The following is a 13,972-nucleotide window of genomic DNA, read 5'->3' as shown; positions in this document are numbered from 1 at the left end:
ATCGACGACTTCCTGCCCTTCGACTATATCAAGAACACGCCCCATCATTGCATCGCGTATACAAATGGTGACGGCAATTTCGACGGCTCGGGCGTTGTACGTTCGCGAACCGCGATGTCCACCAAATCTCGCCGGTGGCCACGAAGGTATTCCGTTGTTCGAGAGAGTTGCAAACGTGTCGCCTCATCAATTAGGCGGCGGATTCGTTCCTCTTCCTCCGCTTTGATCTGAGAGATCTCTGTTCGGTTCATTAGAGAAGCCTTTCTTGTTTAGGCCACACAATCCCGCGATGACATTTGCGTAGCCTTTACCTACGATCTCGTCGCCGTCAGGGCTGAGATGAACTGTATCGACAAAAAGATAATCATCTTCGCCATACTTCCGGAATTCTTTGTAAAGGTCAACTTTTACAACATCCAACTTTTCTAACTGAAGAGATACTCTCTCAAATAATGGCAGCGCCATCTGAGTCACTTCGGTGAAAGGCGTGTGGCTCTTGAAGGCTTCTACGTTTGCCGATTCCAGCGGATGCAACCTGCCTTTTCCCGCCCAATTCGGCTGCAATCCCCAAATGAATTTGCCCCCATTCGCTTCAACCATCGCCTCCAACTGACGCTTTCGAGAAAAATACTGTCCCAGAACCGCTGGCGCCGCGCACATCGCTCGGAAGGGTGTTTCCGCCTGAGTTTGCTGCAATTGTGACGTTCCGTGAAGGATCTGCGACCAGCCCTCAAGATTATTCTGATACGCGACATTGCCGTCCTTGAGAAGGCGAGGGTCTTGCACCATTCCATAGAGGATATCGTTCCATCCATCATGCCCGACCACGAAATCAGGCTTCAGGTGATAATTGAAAAGCGTATATGTAAGGATTGAATTCATCACGACATGACCATGCTGACCGAAATTCAAAACCGTGAACTTAACGTCCGCCCCTGATTCCAAAGCCTTTTTATTCAACACACATTCGATGACGGCAGGATACATTTGATGAGGAAGCGTATACATGCTGAATCCGGTAGATCCGCCATAGCATAGGATCAACTTATGATTGGCGGCGCGATTCTTGAGGTTTGAAAGGTCGTCGGGCACGCGGAACCCGAATTGATTTAGGGGCCCCATCCCCGGATATCGAAACAAGTAGCCATAAGGGAAGTAATAGAAGCCCCATGCTTCGGGTTTAGAGAGCCTGTTGAAAATATGAGCGTCCATATTCAGCGCGTCTTGATCGTCATATTCGCGCGCAAGCGGCGATAATCGCCCATTCCAGTCTATAATGTAGAATCGGAGCGAGGACACTTGAGGAGAAGCTACGCTTCGGGAACGTAAAAAAGGCCATTTCCACTTCGATGATGCGTTTGACGACGGAGTTACGAACGGAGGAACGTAGAATTTTGTCTCATTGCGAGGAATCGTGAATACAATCGCGTCAAATTCATCAGACTTCAGTACGCTCGGGTCTTGTACGGACACATCCGGCAGATAAGTTTCAATCCAGCGCCGCGCCTCGCTTGGCGCAATTACACTCAGATATTTAACATTCGCGGTGTGAAATCGGAATCCCTCGGCCACTTGCCGGGAATGCGGGATCGCTATGTCCGCCGGTGGGTCGAAGATAACGGCGGTCCGAGCCTCCGTATCCAGCCGAGTCATATATCAAAATCCTTCGATACGACACGGGAACCGATAACCAGATAGTCCAAGCCACTGTATGAAAATGTACGCAGCGCGTCGCTCGGAGTATCGACGATGGGTTCACCCTTCAGATTGAATGACGTGTTCATCAATACTGCTACTCCTCTTAACTCCTTAAATGCTTTGAGTAAGCTATAGAATGCCGGGTTGGACGTGGCGTCAACCACCTGCAATCGTCCGGTTCCATCCGCGTGAGTAATCGCCGGGACCTTGCATCGAGCGGACGGAAGCACGTGATGAACCGCCAACATGAAATATTCTGGGCTCGTGCGGTCTCGAATTGCGGGGCATTCGAAGTAGTTGTGAACCTCTTCGAGGAGTACGGCGGGCGCGAAGGGGCGGAACGGCTCCCTGAACTTAATACGCTCGTTGACGATTTTTTTCATGTCCGCTCTTGTCGGGTCCGCAAGGATGCTGCGATTCCCCAGCGCGCGTGGACCCCATTCGGCATTCCCCTGGAACCACCCAACGACGTTGCCTTCGGCCAAGAGTCGCGCAATCTCTAAAGGAAGTTGATCGTGTGCAAATATCCCGCAGCATTGAAAGCCAGAATCTGCGATGGCGCGATCGATCTCTTCGTCCAAAGGACAATCTGAGCCCAGATAAGCCGAGGTGAGCGGGGCGGAACGCTGCGTTCCCGCCTCCTGATAATGACGCCACAGGGCCGCGCCGATCGCGCTGCCGGAGTCCCCCGCAGCCGGATGCACATAGAGGGAATAGCCCCTTTCGCGCATCAATCGACCGTTTGCGAGAGAATTGAGCGCGACGCCGCCAGCTAAACATACTTCCTTGATGCCTGTTGCTTGAACCGCCGAGTCCACGACGTGAAAAATGACTTCTTCTGTAACCTTCTGAACGCTGGCGGCAATGTCCGCATAACGCTTGCTGGTCTCCAAAATTGCGTCCGCCTCATGCACGGCGATCCCCGACGGCAAATCATCAACGACAGTCGCGAAATCTTGTTTTGGGTCTCGAGGCCGCCCCAGCAATTCAACAAGCGCATCGGTAAATGGAAGATCCTTAGGCGTCAGAAACTCGAAATACATAGGCTCGATTGAAAATCCTCCTCCTTCCTCGAGCCGAAACATCGGCCTTAGAAGGTCGTAATAAATAGGCTCTCCAAACGCCCCCATGCCCATGACCTTGTACTCGCCTTCGTTAACTTCGAAACCTAAGAAGGCTGTCAAGGCGCTGTAAAAGAGCCCTATCGAATTCGGCAGAGAAACCGATCCGAGTTTTTGTATCTCGGTTCCGTTTCCTATCCCCCAAGACGTTGTTTCGTACTCTCCGACGCCATCCATGGTGACGATTGTCGCCGCGTCAAAACCGGAACAATAAAACGCCGCGCTCATGTGAGATAGGTGATGATCTACGTACGAAATCTTTTCCCGGGCCACTCCGAGCTCCTCCGATATCCGATCAATAACTTCGAATTTTCGGTATCGGAGCCACGACGATATGGTCTTGTCCAAATATTCGGGGTTGCGTCCCTGAGCTTGCTCGGAACACCACAAGATCCGATCGAACTTAAGCATCGGAACTTCATAATAAGCGATCGCCTGGAGTGAGGACGACGAAATCCCGGCAGATTGCATGCAAAACTCGACTGCATGACGAGGAAAGCTCGAATCGTGCTTTTTTCGTGAGAATCGCTCTTCGATTCCGGCTGCGACAACAACGCCGTCCTTGATCAGCGCGGCCGCGGAGTCATGGAAATCAAATGAAAGGCCTAAAATATAACCCATTGATATCCCTCCCATTGCTTCGTTTCCTAATGAATTTACTCGTCTCAAATGGTTTCTAACAAATTTAACTCGCCTGGTGGATAAAATCTGACAATTGAGTTCTCGGAGGGATTCTTATCGCTTTTTGCGCGTGCGAGTTTGGGCGATGCGCACGGGAATCTCCATGATGTTGTCGTCAGCCGCAAATGGCCGCTCATGGGGATTCGAACCCTGAAGCAGTGACATTGTCCGATTCCCATCGAAGCAACAAAACGTGCAAGCTATGAGGCGTGAACAGAGTCGCGAAAAATGAAGTTTCCGCGCATTCGTGCGGCGAGAATCGATAAATCACGAATGCGCTCCGAACGGTGGTCACCATTTGGTCACCGAACCGCTTTTTTAAGCCGATCGATAGCAGCAATTATTGGATTTATTTGGTGAGCGCGGTGGGGCTCGAACCCACGACCCCCTGATTAAAAGTCAGGTGCTCTACCGACTGAGCTACGCGCTCGCTCACAGGCGGCTGGCGGCGCCGCCGAAGTCGACTGAGCGGGTCGGTCCGTTCGGCCGTGCGGGATCGTCCATCCCGCGCCTCGCGATCAACTACCGGCGGGCGGCGGGCCGGTCAACCCCCGGCGGGCGACCGCGCCCGCTCACGCCGTGAGCTTGGCGAAAAGCACCAGCAGGCCGAAGAGGACAGCCGAGACCACCGTCGTGATTCCCGCTTTTTTCAAGAGATCAGGCGAGGCTGGGGCGCCGGGGTCGGCGCCCTCAAGGAGATCTTCTTCGGCCTCTTCGGAAGAGCGAACGCCGAGCGGCAGCACGGCGAACAGCACGATCCACCAGATCGTCAGGTAGATCGCCGCCGCCAGCGGCAGGGAAAAGGGCATCGCCTTAAGCCTGCTCGAGTTCGATCAAGGCGCCGCAGAAGTCCTTGGGATGCAGAAACAGCACGGGCTTGCCATGGGCGCCGATCCTGGGCTCCCCATCGCCCAACACGCGCGCGCCCGAGGCCTTGAGCTGTTCGCGGGCCCCGAGAATATCTTCGACCTCATAGCAAATGTGGTGGATGCCGCCGGCCGGATTTTTGGCGACGAACCCTGCAATCGGCGAGTTTTCGCCGTAAGGTTCGAGCAGCTCGATCTTGGTGTTCGGCAATTCGACGAAAACGACCGTTACGCCGTGCTCCGCGAGGCGTTCTGGCGCCGAAACCTTCGCCCCCAGGGCGTCGCGGTAGATGGCGGAAGCCTTTTCGACGCTATCGACAGCGATAGCGACATGGTTCAGACGGCCGATCATTTTTTTCCTTCCGGAAGAACGCTGTGCAGCGCCAATAAGCGCTGACGCGGGCAATTTCAACCGGCGGGACGCGCCTCGGCCTGCTGCGGATGGCCGAATCCGTCGATGGCGCCGCGTAAAGCGACGAAGCGCGGATCGACGCGCGAGAAGGAGCTCCAGGGACAGCCTTCGGAAAGGCCGCGTCGAATCGCTTCGAGGGCCTCGGCGCGCTTGCCCAGAGCGAAAAACGCCGCGCCGAGAAAGCAGGGCGGCGCGTAGAGCTCGCTGTCTTGGACGAGTCTGTCGATGAGCGCTTGCGTTTCCTCGGCGCGTCCGGCGCGGGCGAGCGCATAAGCGAGCACGGTCAATTGCAAGGGATCGTCCGGGCTCGAGGCGACGGCGCGGCGCGCTGCGCTCACCGCCCGTTCGTGAACGCCCTGAAGGCTGTAGGCGATGGACATCACGAGATGCAGAGTCGCGGCGTCGGGCCTCAGCTCGAGCCCGTCGCGCGCATAGCGGCGCGCCCGCTCGAGGTCGCCGGCGCAGAGAATGAGCCACGCGTGCAACGACAGCAGCGCCTGATCATGTGGCGAGTTGGCGAGGCCCTCTTCGCAATCGGCGATGCCCTCGTCGAGACGATCGGCCGCCGCAAGCAGCCAACAGCGGTAGACGCGCGCTTTGCCGTAGAGAGGATCAACGGCGACGGCCTGATCGAGGAGGGCGAGGCCCTCGGCGAGCTTGCCCCTTAGCGCGCCGCGAGCCCAGCCGAGAACGGCCAGCGCCGGCGTATGATCGCGCAGGACGCCGAGCGCCCGGCCAGCGAAGTCTTCGATCATCTCCGCCGCCTGGGCGGGACGGAGAAACCCGCGTACGGCTCGGCCGGCGGCGATGTCGGCGGCGAGCGACCAGACCGCCGGATTGCCGGGGTCGAGCTGGGCGGCGGACGCAATCGCTTCCTGCGCGCGCACGAAGCCCTCTCGCGTGCGGTTGCCGGCAAGCTCGTAGGCGGTCTGCCACAGATCGAGAATATGCGGCTCGCTCAAGGGCGCGAGACGGAGCGTTTGCGCGCCCTCGTCGATGGTTTCGACCGTTCCGCGGAGCAACAGCCCACGGCCGTAGGCGGTGGCGATCAGCTCCTCGCCGCCGGCGTCGCGCAGCGGCTTCCGCAAAAGATAGGCGCAGCGGTCGATGGAATCGTCGGACGCGGCGCGATCCGGCCACAGCCGCGCGGCAATCTCGCCCTTGGTGACCAGGACGCCGGGCGACTCCAGAAGCATTTCAAGAAGTTGGCGCGCCTGCGGGCCCAGATGAATGCGCTTGCCGTCGCGCTGCAATCCGCCCTGTGCGCTGTAACTGAATCCTGAAAATCGCCTCACCAACTCGCCCATTGCAGCCCCCAGCCAGCCGCGATGATGGCAAGATGGCGCGGCTTCGGCAAGGGGCAGTATATGGTTAAGTATTCAAAATCACATTGTTTTTTTGAATTTCAGGCTCTTCCCGGCGGCTGTTGGCCCTCCAAAATAAAAAACGCCGGACGTACCTCCGGCCCGGCGTTTGAGCCTTCCTGTACGCAGAACGTTCGGAAGGCTCGGCGCAGTCTATGCGCGTCCAAATTGACGGCCGCGTGACGCTGTCTTCCGCCGAGAGCAGGTTCCGAAAAAGTTAAAAGACTTTTTCGATGAGAACCTGCTCCAACATATCGATAAGCGTCTCTATGCGCGGCGCGCGCTCTGGTCATCCTTTCCCCAAACGAAAAGCACGAGAGCCAGAACGCCGGCGGCCGCAAAAAGAAAGTAAGGCGTCCGCGCGAACAGCGGCCGGCCGCCAACGGTGAAGGGGAACCGCGACACCCAATGCTCGCCGTTTGGACCGTCGACCGTGACGATCCCCACGAATTGGCCGGTCTCGTTGAAGACATGTTCAAAGTTCAGCGTGCCGGCCGGATAGACCTTTGGCGGCAGATAGGCCACCGTGACGGCGTCGAGGCGCTCCTGCGGCTCCTTGTCGCCGATGTCGCGGATGATGCGAAAGTCCGTCGACATCTCCCGCATCTCGTCCTGAGCATAATCGAGGACGAAAATCGTCGGGCCAATCGTGGGAATGTCCTCGCAGAACCTGTTGCGCGACGCCGCAGGCTGATAGCCGGAGAAATACATGAAATCCGGGCCGATTTTCAGCATGCAGGCGCTCTGCTGGCGCTGCATCGCGCCATGCGCGAAAGCGAGCGATAGAGGCGCGCAGACGAGCGCCGCCATCATCAGCAACCAAAAAGGACTAAGAGGCTTCGACATGCCGTCCTCCCTGTTCAAAGGCTGGACGACGCTGCTCTGAAACTCAGCTTGCGCGTCATCCCTTCGTCGAATAGCGGTTCGGTGCGTCGCCCACGCGCATGCGATAGGCTGTCCAAGGAAAGAACCCGGCAGGAACGAAAAAGATGCGCCCGGTATCGAAATTCCTCATTGTCGCGCTGCTTCCGCTTCCGGCCGCTTGGGCGCGGGCGGCGGATCTCAACGACTATCCGACCTCCGCGCGCGCCGATTACGTCTTCGGCTGCATGAAGGCGAACGGCGATACGCGCCTCTCCTTGGACCAGTGCTCTTGCTCCATAGACGTCATCGCGACCATTCTGCCTTATGAGCGGTATGTCACGGCCGAGACTGTCGCGAGCGTCAATCAGCAGGCGGGGCAGGTGGGCGCGCTGATGCGCAATACGGATGCGGCCCGCGATATGCTTCAAGAGTTGCGCCGCGCTCAGGCCGAGGCGCAGGTGCGGTGCTTTTAGACGCGAATTGATGTGGAAGGCGGAGAGGCCATGCTTATTCTCATTCTCGGAATCGTGATTTTTCTCGGGGTCCATACGCTTACGGCGTTTCGCGAGACGCGCGCCAGCCTGATCGAGCGCTACGGCCTTCAAACCTATAAGGCCGCCTACGGGCTCGTCGCCGCCATCGGCCTCGGGCTCATCGTCTATGGGTTCATTCGGTATCGTGCAGAGGGCCTGATTTATGTCTGGACGCCGCCGTCATGGGGCCGCCATGTCGCCATGCCGCTCGTCTGGTTCGCCTTCGTCGCGATCGTGAGCCGTCGCGCGCCGCCGGGCCGCATTCGCGGCGCGCTGCGCCATCCGACGCTTGTCGCGGTGAAAAGCTGGGCGCTCGCGCATCTTCTCGTCAATGGCGATCTCGGCGGCATGATCCTGTTCGGGTCTTTTCTCGCCTGGGGCGTCTTCGACCGCATCGCGGTGAAAAAGCGGGGGGACGGGGGCGCGCCGCGGATTTCGCAGTTCACGCGCGGCGACGCGATCGCGCTCGGCGTCGGAACGGCGCTGTTCCTCATCGTGCTCTACCTGCACCCCTGGCTGTTCGGCGTTGCGGTGCTGCCGGCGTGAGCAACGCTCGACTTCATCCTATGACGGCGCGGATTCATCTTCGCTTGGCGCCGCCGTCTCCAGGCTTCGGCCCTGCCATGGCCAGCGGCCTTCGAGCTCCGCCTCCATCGTAAAGCTCATCGCCGTGCGGATCATCACGATCAGGCCGAGCACGAAGACGTTTTCGAGGCTTGGATGTTCGACGGAGACGGTCCGAATGATGTCGCCGCCGACCAGGAACTCCAACCCGAGCAGGATCGAGCGGCCGACATTCTTTCGGTAGCCGCGATAGGTGAGGGAGTGCGCTCTCCAGGGCGTCAGAAAAGCGAGCGTCGAAAGCACGGCGCCGGTGACGATGATCAGCACGCCGACGACGTCGAGCGCCAGACCCGCGAAGTTGATGATCTCGTGGATGCTCGCCAGGTAGGTCACGAGCGCTTCGCTTTCATTCGCGGGCGTCGACAAGTCGCGCGAGCGCCGTGGCGTGGCCGATGAGCGGCAGCAGCGCGGCGAGCTCCGGGCCGCTCTCGGCGCCGGTCAGCGCCAAACGCAGCGGATGAAACAGCGCCTTGCCCTTCCTTCCGGTCGCCGTCTTGATGTCGCTCGTCCAAGCCGCCCATGTGGTCTCGTCCCAAGGCTCCGACGGCAAAAGCTGAGCCGCGTCTTTCAGGAATGATTCATCCTCGCGGATCGGCTCGATCTCCGCGTCCACGACGCGCCACCATGTCAGAATATCGTCGAAACGCGCAAGATTGCCACGCGCCGCGCGCCACAAGGGCTCCGCCTTGCGGCCGACGATCGTCAAGGCTTCGAGCCGCTCGCGCACGTCATCATATTCGTAGAGCGCGAGAGTCCGATGCGTCAGAGTTTCAAGATCGGCGGGGTCGAAACGCGCCGGATTGCGCGAGACATGCGACAGATTGAAACTCTGCGCGAGTTCGCCGAGCGAGCGCACGGCGTGGACATTATCGGAGGAGCCGGTCAGCGTCGCGAGCGCGGCGACGGCGAGGGGCTCATAGCCTTCTTCGCGCAGCGAGGCGATGGAGAGCGATCCGGTGCGCTTTGACAGCGCCTCGCCGCCCGCGCCGATGAGAAGATTGTGATGCGCGAAAATCGGCGCCGGCGCATGAGGCGCGAGCGCGCGGATGAGCTGCAACTGCACGGCCGTATTGGTGACGTGGTCTTCGCCGCGAATGACATGGGTGATCCCCATGTCGATATCGTCGACGACCGATGGCAGCGTGTATAGAAAACTGCCGTCCTCGCGGATCAGGACCGGGTCCGACAGGGCCGAACAGTCGATATGCGCCGGACCGCGCACAAGATCATTCCATTCGGCGACGCCCGGCTCGAGCATGAATCGCCAGTGCGGCTGTCGGCCCTCGGCTTCGAGCGCGGCGCGATCAGACGCGCTCAGACGCAGCGCCGCGCGATCGTAAACGGGGGGCAGCCCGCGCGCCTGCTGCATCTTGCGGCGCTTGTCCAATTCGTCCTGGGTTTCATAGCAAGGGTAGAGGCGGCCGGATCGCCGCAGGCGATCGGCGGCGTCCTCATAGAGCGCGACGCGCGCCGACTGGCGGAAAACCGCGTCCGGAACGACGCCCAGCCAGGCGAGATCAATCTCGATTGCGCGCGCGAATTCCTCGCTGGATCTAGCAAAATCAGTGTCATCGAACCGTAGCGCGAATCGTCCAAAGTTGGCGGCGGCGAACAGAAAATTGAACAGCGCGACGCGCGCGTTGCCGATGTGAATGCGGCCGGTCGGCGAGGGCGCGAAACGAACGATCGGAGAGGTCATGAGGAAGCTTCGTCAGGAGTTTCAACAAGGGATACAGCAGCAGGGTTTTCAGCGGGAATTTTCAACAGCCGCGCGTCGGGAGAAGATTCTCGCGCCACCATCCTTTTGCCAAGACCCCGCGTCTTTGTCAGGCGGAATTTCGAAATGGCCGCGCCCCGGCGTTGCGCGCCGGAAGCCGAGCCACTCCGCTGGCGTCCGGCGTTGCGATTCTCTCCGTTACGACTCTTAAGCAAAAAGCGCCGTTCATGATCCTGGCCTATATCTGCGCCGGCTGGTGCGCCGTCATTCTCATCCTCAATTTCACAAGCATAGCGCTGATGTCCCGAAAATGTCGGGCGCGCGAGCGCACTCAGCCGCCGCCGGACAATGCGCCGCCGGTCAGCATTGTGCGGCCCTTGCGCGGGCTGGAGCCTTTCAGCGAGGAGACGCTCGGCGCGACCTTCGATCTCGACTATCCCGATTATGAGATCATATTCTGCGTGCAATCGCCGAGCGATCCCGTCATTCCGCTGGTCGAACGGATGATCGCGGCGCATCCCGAGCGCGAGGCGCGGCTGCTCGTCGGCGACGATTATGTCAGCGCCAATCCCAAGCTCAACAACTGCGTCAAGGGGTGGGACGCGGCGCGGCATCATCATGTGATTCTCGCCGACTCCAATGCCCTGCCGCCGCGCGACTATATCCAGACCATGCTTGCCGCGTTCCGCGACAATACAGCGATGAGCGTGTCGATGCCGATCGGTTCGCGTCCGAAAGGCTTCTGGGCGATGGTCGAATGCGCGATCCTCAATACGTTTCAGGCGCGCTGGCAATATGGCGCCGAGGCGATCGGCGCGGCCTTCGCTCAGGGCAAGAATATGATGTGGCGGCGCGACGTGCTCGACAGAGCTGGCGGCATTCGCGCTCTGGCGGGCGAAATCGCCGAGGACGCCGCCTCGACCAAGGTCATCCGCGCTCAAGGCATGGATGTGCGACTCGTCGACATGCCTTTCGAGCAGCCGCTCGGCCAACGCACCGCCCGCGAAGTCTATTCGCGGCATGTGCGCTGGGCGCGGCTGCGGCGCGCGACCTTCCCCGCGCATTACGCCCCGGAATTCATGAACGGCAGTTTTGCGGCGATCGTGCTCGGCGCCTATGCCGCGGTGCAGCTCGACGGCGGGATTTCGACAGTGGCGCTGGTCACGGCGCTCATCGTCTTTTCGCTGCACGGCGGCGAGATCTGGCTGGCGCGCATCTGCGGCTTCCCGCTCGACTGGCGCACGCCTTTCGCGCTGATCGTGCGCGATTTGATGCTGCCGGTGATGTTCATCGACGCGCTGCTCTACGACGATTTCGTCTGGCACGGCGCCGAGATGACGGTCCGCGAGGCGGAGGAGACGACGGGCTAGCCAGCTCGCGCGTTTTGCCTCACTCCGCGGCGTGCTGCTCCCGCACGCCGCGAGCGACGCGTTCCGCCTTCAAAAGCTCGGCCACCAGGAATGCGACTTCGATCGCCTGTTCGGCGTTGAGGCGCGGATCGCAATAGGTGTGATAGCGGTCGCGCAGATCGCTCTCGGAAATCGCCCGCGCGCCGCCCATGCATTCGGTGACGTCCTTGCCGGTCATCTCGAGATGGATGCCGCCGGCGTAGGAGCCTTCCGCCTGATGCACGGCGAAGAAGTTGCGAATTTCCGACATGATCCGATCGAAAGGCCGTGTCTTGTAGCCTCCGGCGCTGACCGTGTTGCCATGCATCGGATCGCAGGACCAGACGATGTTGCGGCCTTCGCGCGTCACCGCCCGCACCAGCGCAGGCAGCGAATCCTCGATCTTGTCCGCGCCGAAACGGCAGATCAGCGTGAGCCTGCCGGGCTCGTTCTCGGGATCGAGCGCGTCGATGAGGCGCAGCAGCGCGTCGGGCTTCAAGCTCGGACCGCATTTCAGCCCGAGCGGATTCTTGACGCCGCGCACGAATTCGATATGCGCGCCGTCCTCCTGACGGGTGCGGTCGCCGACCCAGAGCATGTGGCCGGAGGTCGCGTAATAGTCGCCTGTCGTCGAGTCGATGCGGGTCAGCGCCTGTTCGTAGCAGAGCAGCAGCGCCTCATGCGACGTGTAGAAGTCGGTGCCGCGCAACTCCGGATGATGCTCCGGATCGAGACCGATCGCGCGCATGAAGCTTAAGGTCTCGGTGATCTGATCGGCGAGCTTCTGATAGCGCTCGGACTGCGGGCTGCTTTTGACGAAGCCGAGCATCCAGCGATGGACGTTTTCGAGATTGGCGAAGCCGCCCGCCGCAAAGGCGCGGATGAGGTTCAGCGTCGCCGCGGATTGCCGATAGGCGAGCAGCTGGCGCTGCGGATCGGGTTCGCGCGCCTGCGGGTTGAACGCGAGGTCGTTGATGATGTCGCCGCGATAGCTCGGCAGCTCGAGGCCGCCTTGCTTTTCGAGCGGCGAGGAGCGCGGCTTGGCGAACTGGCCGGCGATGCGTCCGACCTTCACCACGGGCGAGGCGGCGGCATAGGTCAGCACGACGGCCATTTGCAGAAAGACGCGGAAAAAGTCGCGGATATTGTCCGCCGAATGTTCCGAGAAACTCTCGGCGCAGTCCCCGCCCTGCAGCAGGAACGCCTTGCCGGCGGCGACCTCGGCCAAGTGGCGCTTCAGATTGCGGGCTTCACCGGCGAAAACGAGCGGCGGGAACCCGGCGAGCTGGCGCTCCACGTCGGCGAGCGCCGCCTGGTCCTGATAGACCGGCGTCTGCTCGATCGGTAGATTCCTCCAACTGCCCGGCGACCAACGTTCCACTTCGCAAAACTCCGCAAAATCAGGCCCGATAGGCGCTGGGGTCGTTCTCGCAGCGACGCCAGCGGCGCTTATAGAGGATTCTCGGCTCCAAAGCGACCCTCCGCTTGGCGGCGGCGATTTGGCGAAGCCCGGGGAGACCCGCTATAAAGCCGGGGCGCGAGCGCGGCCGAGAGCGAGGGGGCGAACCGGGGCGATGCCGTTCATTCTATCGCAGTTCATCGAGGCGAGCCGCTGGCTCGGCGCGCTCGTGGTGCTGGCCGTCCATACGTCCAACCTCTTCATCAACAACGCCGACATCATGAGCGCGCCGCACGCGCCGCTCGCCTATGTCTGGTGGTTCTATGCCACCTTCGAACTCGGCCATCAGGCGGTTCTCGCCTTCTTCGTGATGTCGGGCTATCTCGTCGGCGGCGCGGTGCTGGCGCATCTGCGCAAGAACCAGAACTTCCTGCGCGAATATTTCATCCATCGCGTCTCGCGAATCTATCTCGTGGTCGGGCCCGCCGTCGTGCTCACGCTCGTCCTCGATTCCCTCGGCGGATGGCTCTTCGCCAGCAGCGGCGTCTATGACTGGCCGCTGTTCAAGGGCCATTTTTCGGCGCTTCTGTTCCTTACAAGCTTTCTCAATCTTCAAGGCATCGGCTTCGACTATTTCGGCACCAACGGGCCGCTATGGTCGCTCGCCTGCGAGTTCTGGTACTACATCACCTTCCCGCTGCTGCTGCTGCCCTTCGCGCGCAATTATCCGCTGGCGCTGCGCCTGCTGGGTTTCGCGCTCGGCGCGGCGCTCTTCGCCGCGATTTCCACGCCGCCGAGCTGGTTCAAATTCGGCTATATTCTCTGGGCCGGCGGCGCCTTCGCCACGCTGATTCCCCGGCCGATCATCAGCTCGCGCTGGGCGGCGCTGCTCCTTTACGCCGCCGTGGTCGTGATTATCCGCTTGGTCGTACGCGGCCATCTTGTCGAGGAACATCCCTGGGCGGCCGACGCGGCGGACCTCCTCGGCTCAGCCCTTTTCATCATCGTGCTGCTCGCCTTCCGCTATGGGCCCTCCGAGGGCTTCTCGCTGCTTCGTTTCAAATTCCACAAGACGCTCGCCGATTTTTCCTTCTCGCTTTACAGCATCCATATGCCGATCCTGATCTTCGCGCGCGCGGCGGTCGGCGGCACATTGGGGAATGACTGGGCGACGCAGCTCGCCACCCCGCAGAATTATGCTGTGGCCTTCTCGGTGATGGGGGTCGCCATCGTCGCCGGCTATTTCTTCTCCCGGGTGACCGAGGCGAAGACGGGCGCGGCGCGGCGCAAGCTTCGCGCCCTTCT

13 protein-coding genes and 1 tRNA gene are annotated in these 13,972 nt (G+C 60.6%); 4 read left to right on the top strand and 10 right to left on the bottom strand.

Annotation, left to right across the window (positions count from 1 at the left end):
* Positions 1-186 precede the first annotated feature (186 nt).
* From NEI07_RS01380 to NEI07_RS01350, 7 genes are all read right to left on the bottom strand, one after another.
* Positions 187-1,653: a hypothetical protein gene (locus tag NEI07_RS01380; RefSeq protein WP_256032202.1), complete on the bottom strand. Its 1,467-nt coding sequence runs from the start codon at positions 1,651-1,653 to the stop codon at positions 187-189.
* Positions 1,650-3,440 carry a carbamoyltransferase family protein gene (locus NEI07_RS01375; RefSeq protein WP_256032199.1) on the bottom strand — a complete coding sequence of 597 codons (1,791 nt, stop codon included), beginning with the start codon at positions 3,438-3,440 and terminating at the stop codon, positions 1,650-1,652. The genes NEI07_RS01380 and NEI07_RS01375 overlap by 4 nt, the downstream gene beginning before the upstream one ends.
* A 414-nt stretch (positions 3,441-3,854) precedes the next feature.
* Positions 3,855-3,930 (bottom strand) — tRNA-Lys (locus NEI07_RS01370).
* A gap of 142 nt (positions 3,931-4,072) precedes the next feature.
* The gene (locus tag NEI07_RS01365; protein ID WP_256032197.1) at positions 4,073-4,309 is read right to left on the bottom strand and encodes a DUF1467 family protein; all 237 of its coding nucleotides are present in this window, start codon (positions 4,307-4,309) and stop codon (positions 4,073-4,075) included.
* 4 nt (positions 4,310-4,313) lie between these two features.
* Positions 4,314-4,718, bottom strand: coding sequence for a methylmalonyl-CoA epimerase (mce, locus tag NEI07_RS01360; protein WP_256032196.1), 405 nt, complete (start codon positions 4,716-4,718; stop codon positions 4,314-4,316).
* Positions 4,719-4,774: 56 nt separating this feature from the next.
* Complete coding sequence (locus NEI07_RS01355) at positions 4,775-6,085, bottom strand: winged helix-turn-helix domain-containing protein (protein WP_256032195.1); 1,311 nt, start codon at positions 6,083-6,085, stop codon at positions 4,775-4,777.
* Between the two features lie 324 nt (positions 6,086-6,409).
* Positions 6,410-6,988 carry a hypothetical protein gene (locus tag NEI07_RS01350; RefSeq protein WP_256032194.1) on the bottom strand — a complete coding sequence of 193 codons (579 nt, stop codon included), beginning with the start codon at positions 6,986-6,988 and terminating at the stop codon, positions 6,410-6,412.
* Positions 6,989-7,131: 143 nt separating this feature from the next.
* On the opposite strand from NEI07_RS01350, the gene NEI07_RS01345 reads away from it, so the two are divergent.
* Together NEI07_RS01345 and NEI07_RS01340 are read left to right on the top strand one after the other, a co-directional pair.
* Positions 7,132-7,479: a hypothetical protein gene (locus NEI07_RS01345; RefSeq protein WP_256032192.1), complete on the top strand. Its 348-nt coding sequence runs from the start codon at positions 7,132-7,134 to the stop codon at positions 7,477-7,479.
* Between the two features lie 30 nt (positions 7,480-7,509).
* A complete protein-coding gene (locus NEI07_RS01340; RefSeq protein WP_256032191.1) occupies positions 7,510-8,085 on the top strand; it encodes an NnrU family protein in 576 nt (191 codons plus the stop codon).
* A gap of 18 nt (positions 8,086-8,103) precedes the next feature.
* Here NEI07_RS01340 and NEI07_RS01335 read toward each other — a convergent pair whose 3' ends face one another.
* Entirely contained in the window at positions 8,104-8,529 is a 426-nt protein-coding gene (locus NEI07_RS01335; RefSeq protein ID WP_256032190.1) for a DUF1622 domain-containing protein, read from the bottom strand.
* Positions 8,510-9,862, bottom strand: a complete 1,353-nt coding sequence (gene gltX / locus NEI07_RS01330; RefSeq protein WP_256032188.1) for a glutamate--tRNA ligase — start codon at positions 9,860-9,862, stop codon at positions 8,510-8,512. The genes NEI07_RS01335 and gltX overlap by 20 nt, the downstream gene beginning before the upstream one ends.
* Positions 9,863-10,107: 245 nt before the next feature.
* On the opposite strand from gltX, the gene NEI07_RS01325 reads away from it, so the two are divergent.
* Entirely contained in the window at positions 10,108-11,250 is a 1,143-nt protein-coding gene (locus NEI07_RS01325) for a ceramide glucosyltransferase (protein WP_256032187.1), read from the top strand.
* Between the two features lie 19 nt (positions 11,251-11,269).
* On the opposite strand, the gene NEI07_RS01320 is transcribed toward NEI07_RS01325, so the two are convergent.
* Complete coding sequence (locus tag NEI07_RS01320; protein ID WP_256032186.1) at positions 11,270-12,649, bottom strand: class II 3-deoxy-7-phosphoheptulonate synthase; 1,380 nt, start codon at positions 12,647-12,649, stop codon at positions 11,270-11,272.
* A 193-nt stretch (positions 12,650-12,842) separates the two neighbouring features.
* Here NEI07_RS01320 and NEI07_RS01315 point away from each other — a divergent pair.
* Positions 12,843-13,972 (top strand): acyltransferase family protein (locus NEI07_RS01315; RefSeq protein WP_256032185.1); only part of this gene is annotated, 1,130 nt, incomplete at its 3' end.

It is taken from the genome of Methylocystis suflitae (assembly GCF_024448135.1).
Classification (GTDB): Bacteria; Pseudomonadota; Alphaproteobacteria; order Rhizobiales; family Beijerinckiaceae; genus Methylocystis; species Methylocystis suflitae.
Note: the sequence above shows the minus strand (reverse complement) of the source record. Positions and strands in the feature narration are given on the sequence as shown.

Bases quoted from the DNA above. Each gene is read 5' to 3' on its own strand.
- NEI07_RS01325 (WP_256032187.1), top strand. From the start codon at position 10,108: ATGATCCTGGCCTATATCTGCGCCGGCTGGTGCGCCGTCATTCTCATC.
- NEI07_RS01365 (WP_256032197.1), bottom strand. From the start codon at position 4,309: ATGCCCTTTTCCCTGCCGCTGGCGGCGGCGATCTACCTGACGATCTGG.
- NEI07_RS01340 (WP_256032191.1), top strand. From the start codon at position 7,510: ATGCTTATTCTCATTCTCGGAATCGTGATTTTTCTCGGGGTCCATACG.
- NEI07_RS01345 (WP_256032192.1), top strand. From the start codon at position 7,132: ATGCGCCCGGTATCGAAATTCCTCATTGTCGCGCTGCTTCCGCTTCCG.
- NEI07_RS01350 (WP_256032194.1), bottom strand. From the start codon at position 6,988: ATGTCGAAGCCTCTTAGTCCTTTTTGGTTGCTGATGATGGCGGCGCTC.
- NEI07_RS01375 (WP_256032199.1), bottom strand. From the start codon at position 3,440: ATGGGTTATATTTTAGGCCTTTCATTTGATTTCCATGACTCCGCGGCC.
- NEI07_RS01355 (WP_256032195.1), bottom strand. From the start codon at position 6,085: ATGGGCGAGTTGGTGAGGCGATTTTCAGGATTCAGTTACAGCGCACAG.
- NEI07_RS01380 (WP_256032202.1), bottom strand. From the start codon at position 1,653: ATGACTCGGCTGGATACGGAGGCTCGGACCGCCGTTATCTTCGACCCA.
- gltX (WP_256032188.1), bottom strand. From the start codon at position 9,862: ATGACCTCTCCGATCGTTCGTTTCGCGCCCTCGCCGACCGGCCGCATT.
- mce (WP_256032196.1), bottom strand. From the start codon at position 4,718: ATGATCGGCCGTCTGAACCATGTCGCTATCGCTGTCGATAGCGTCGAA.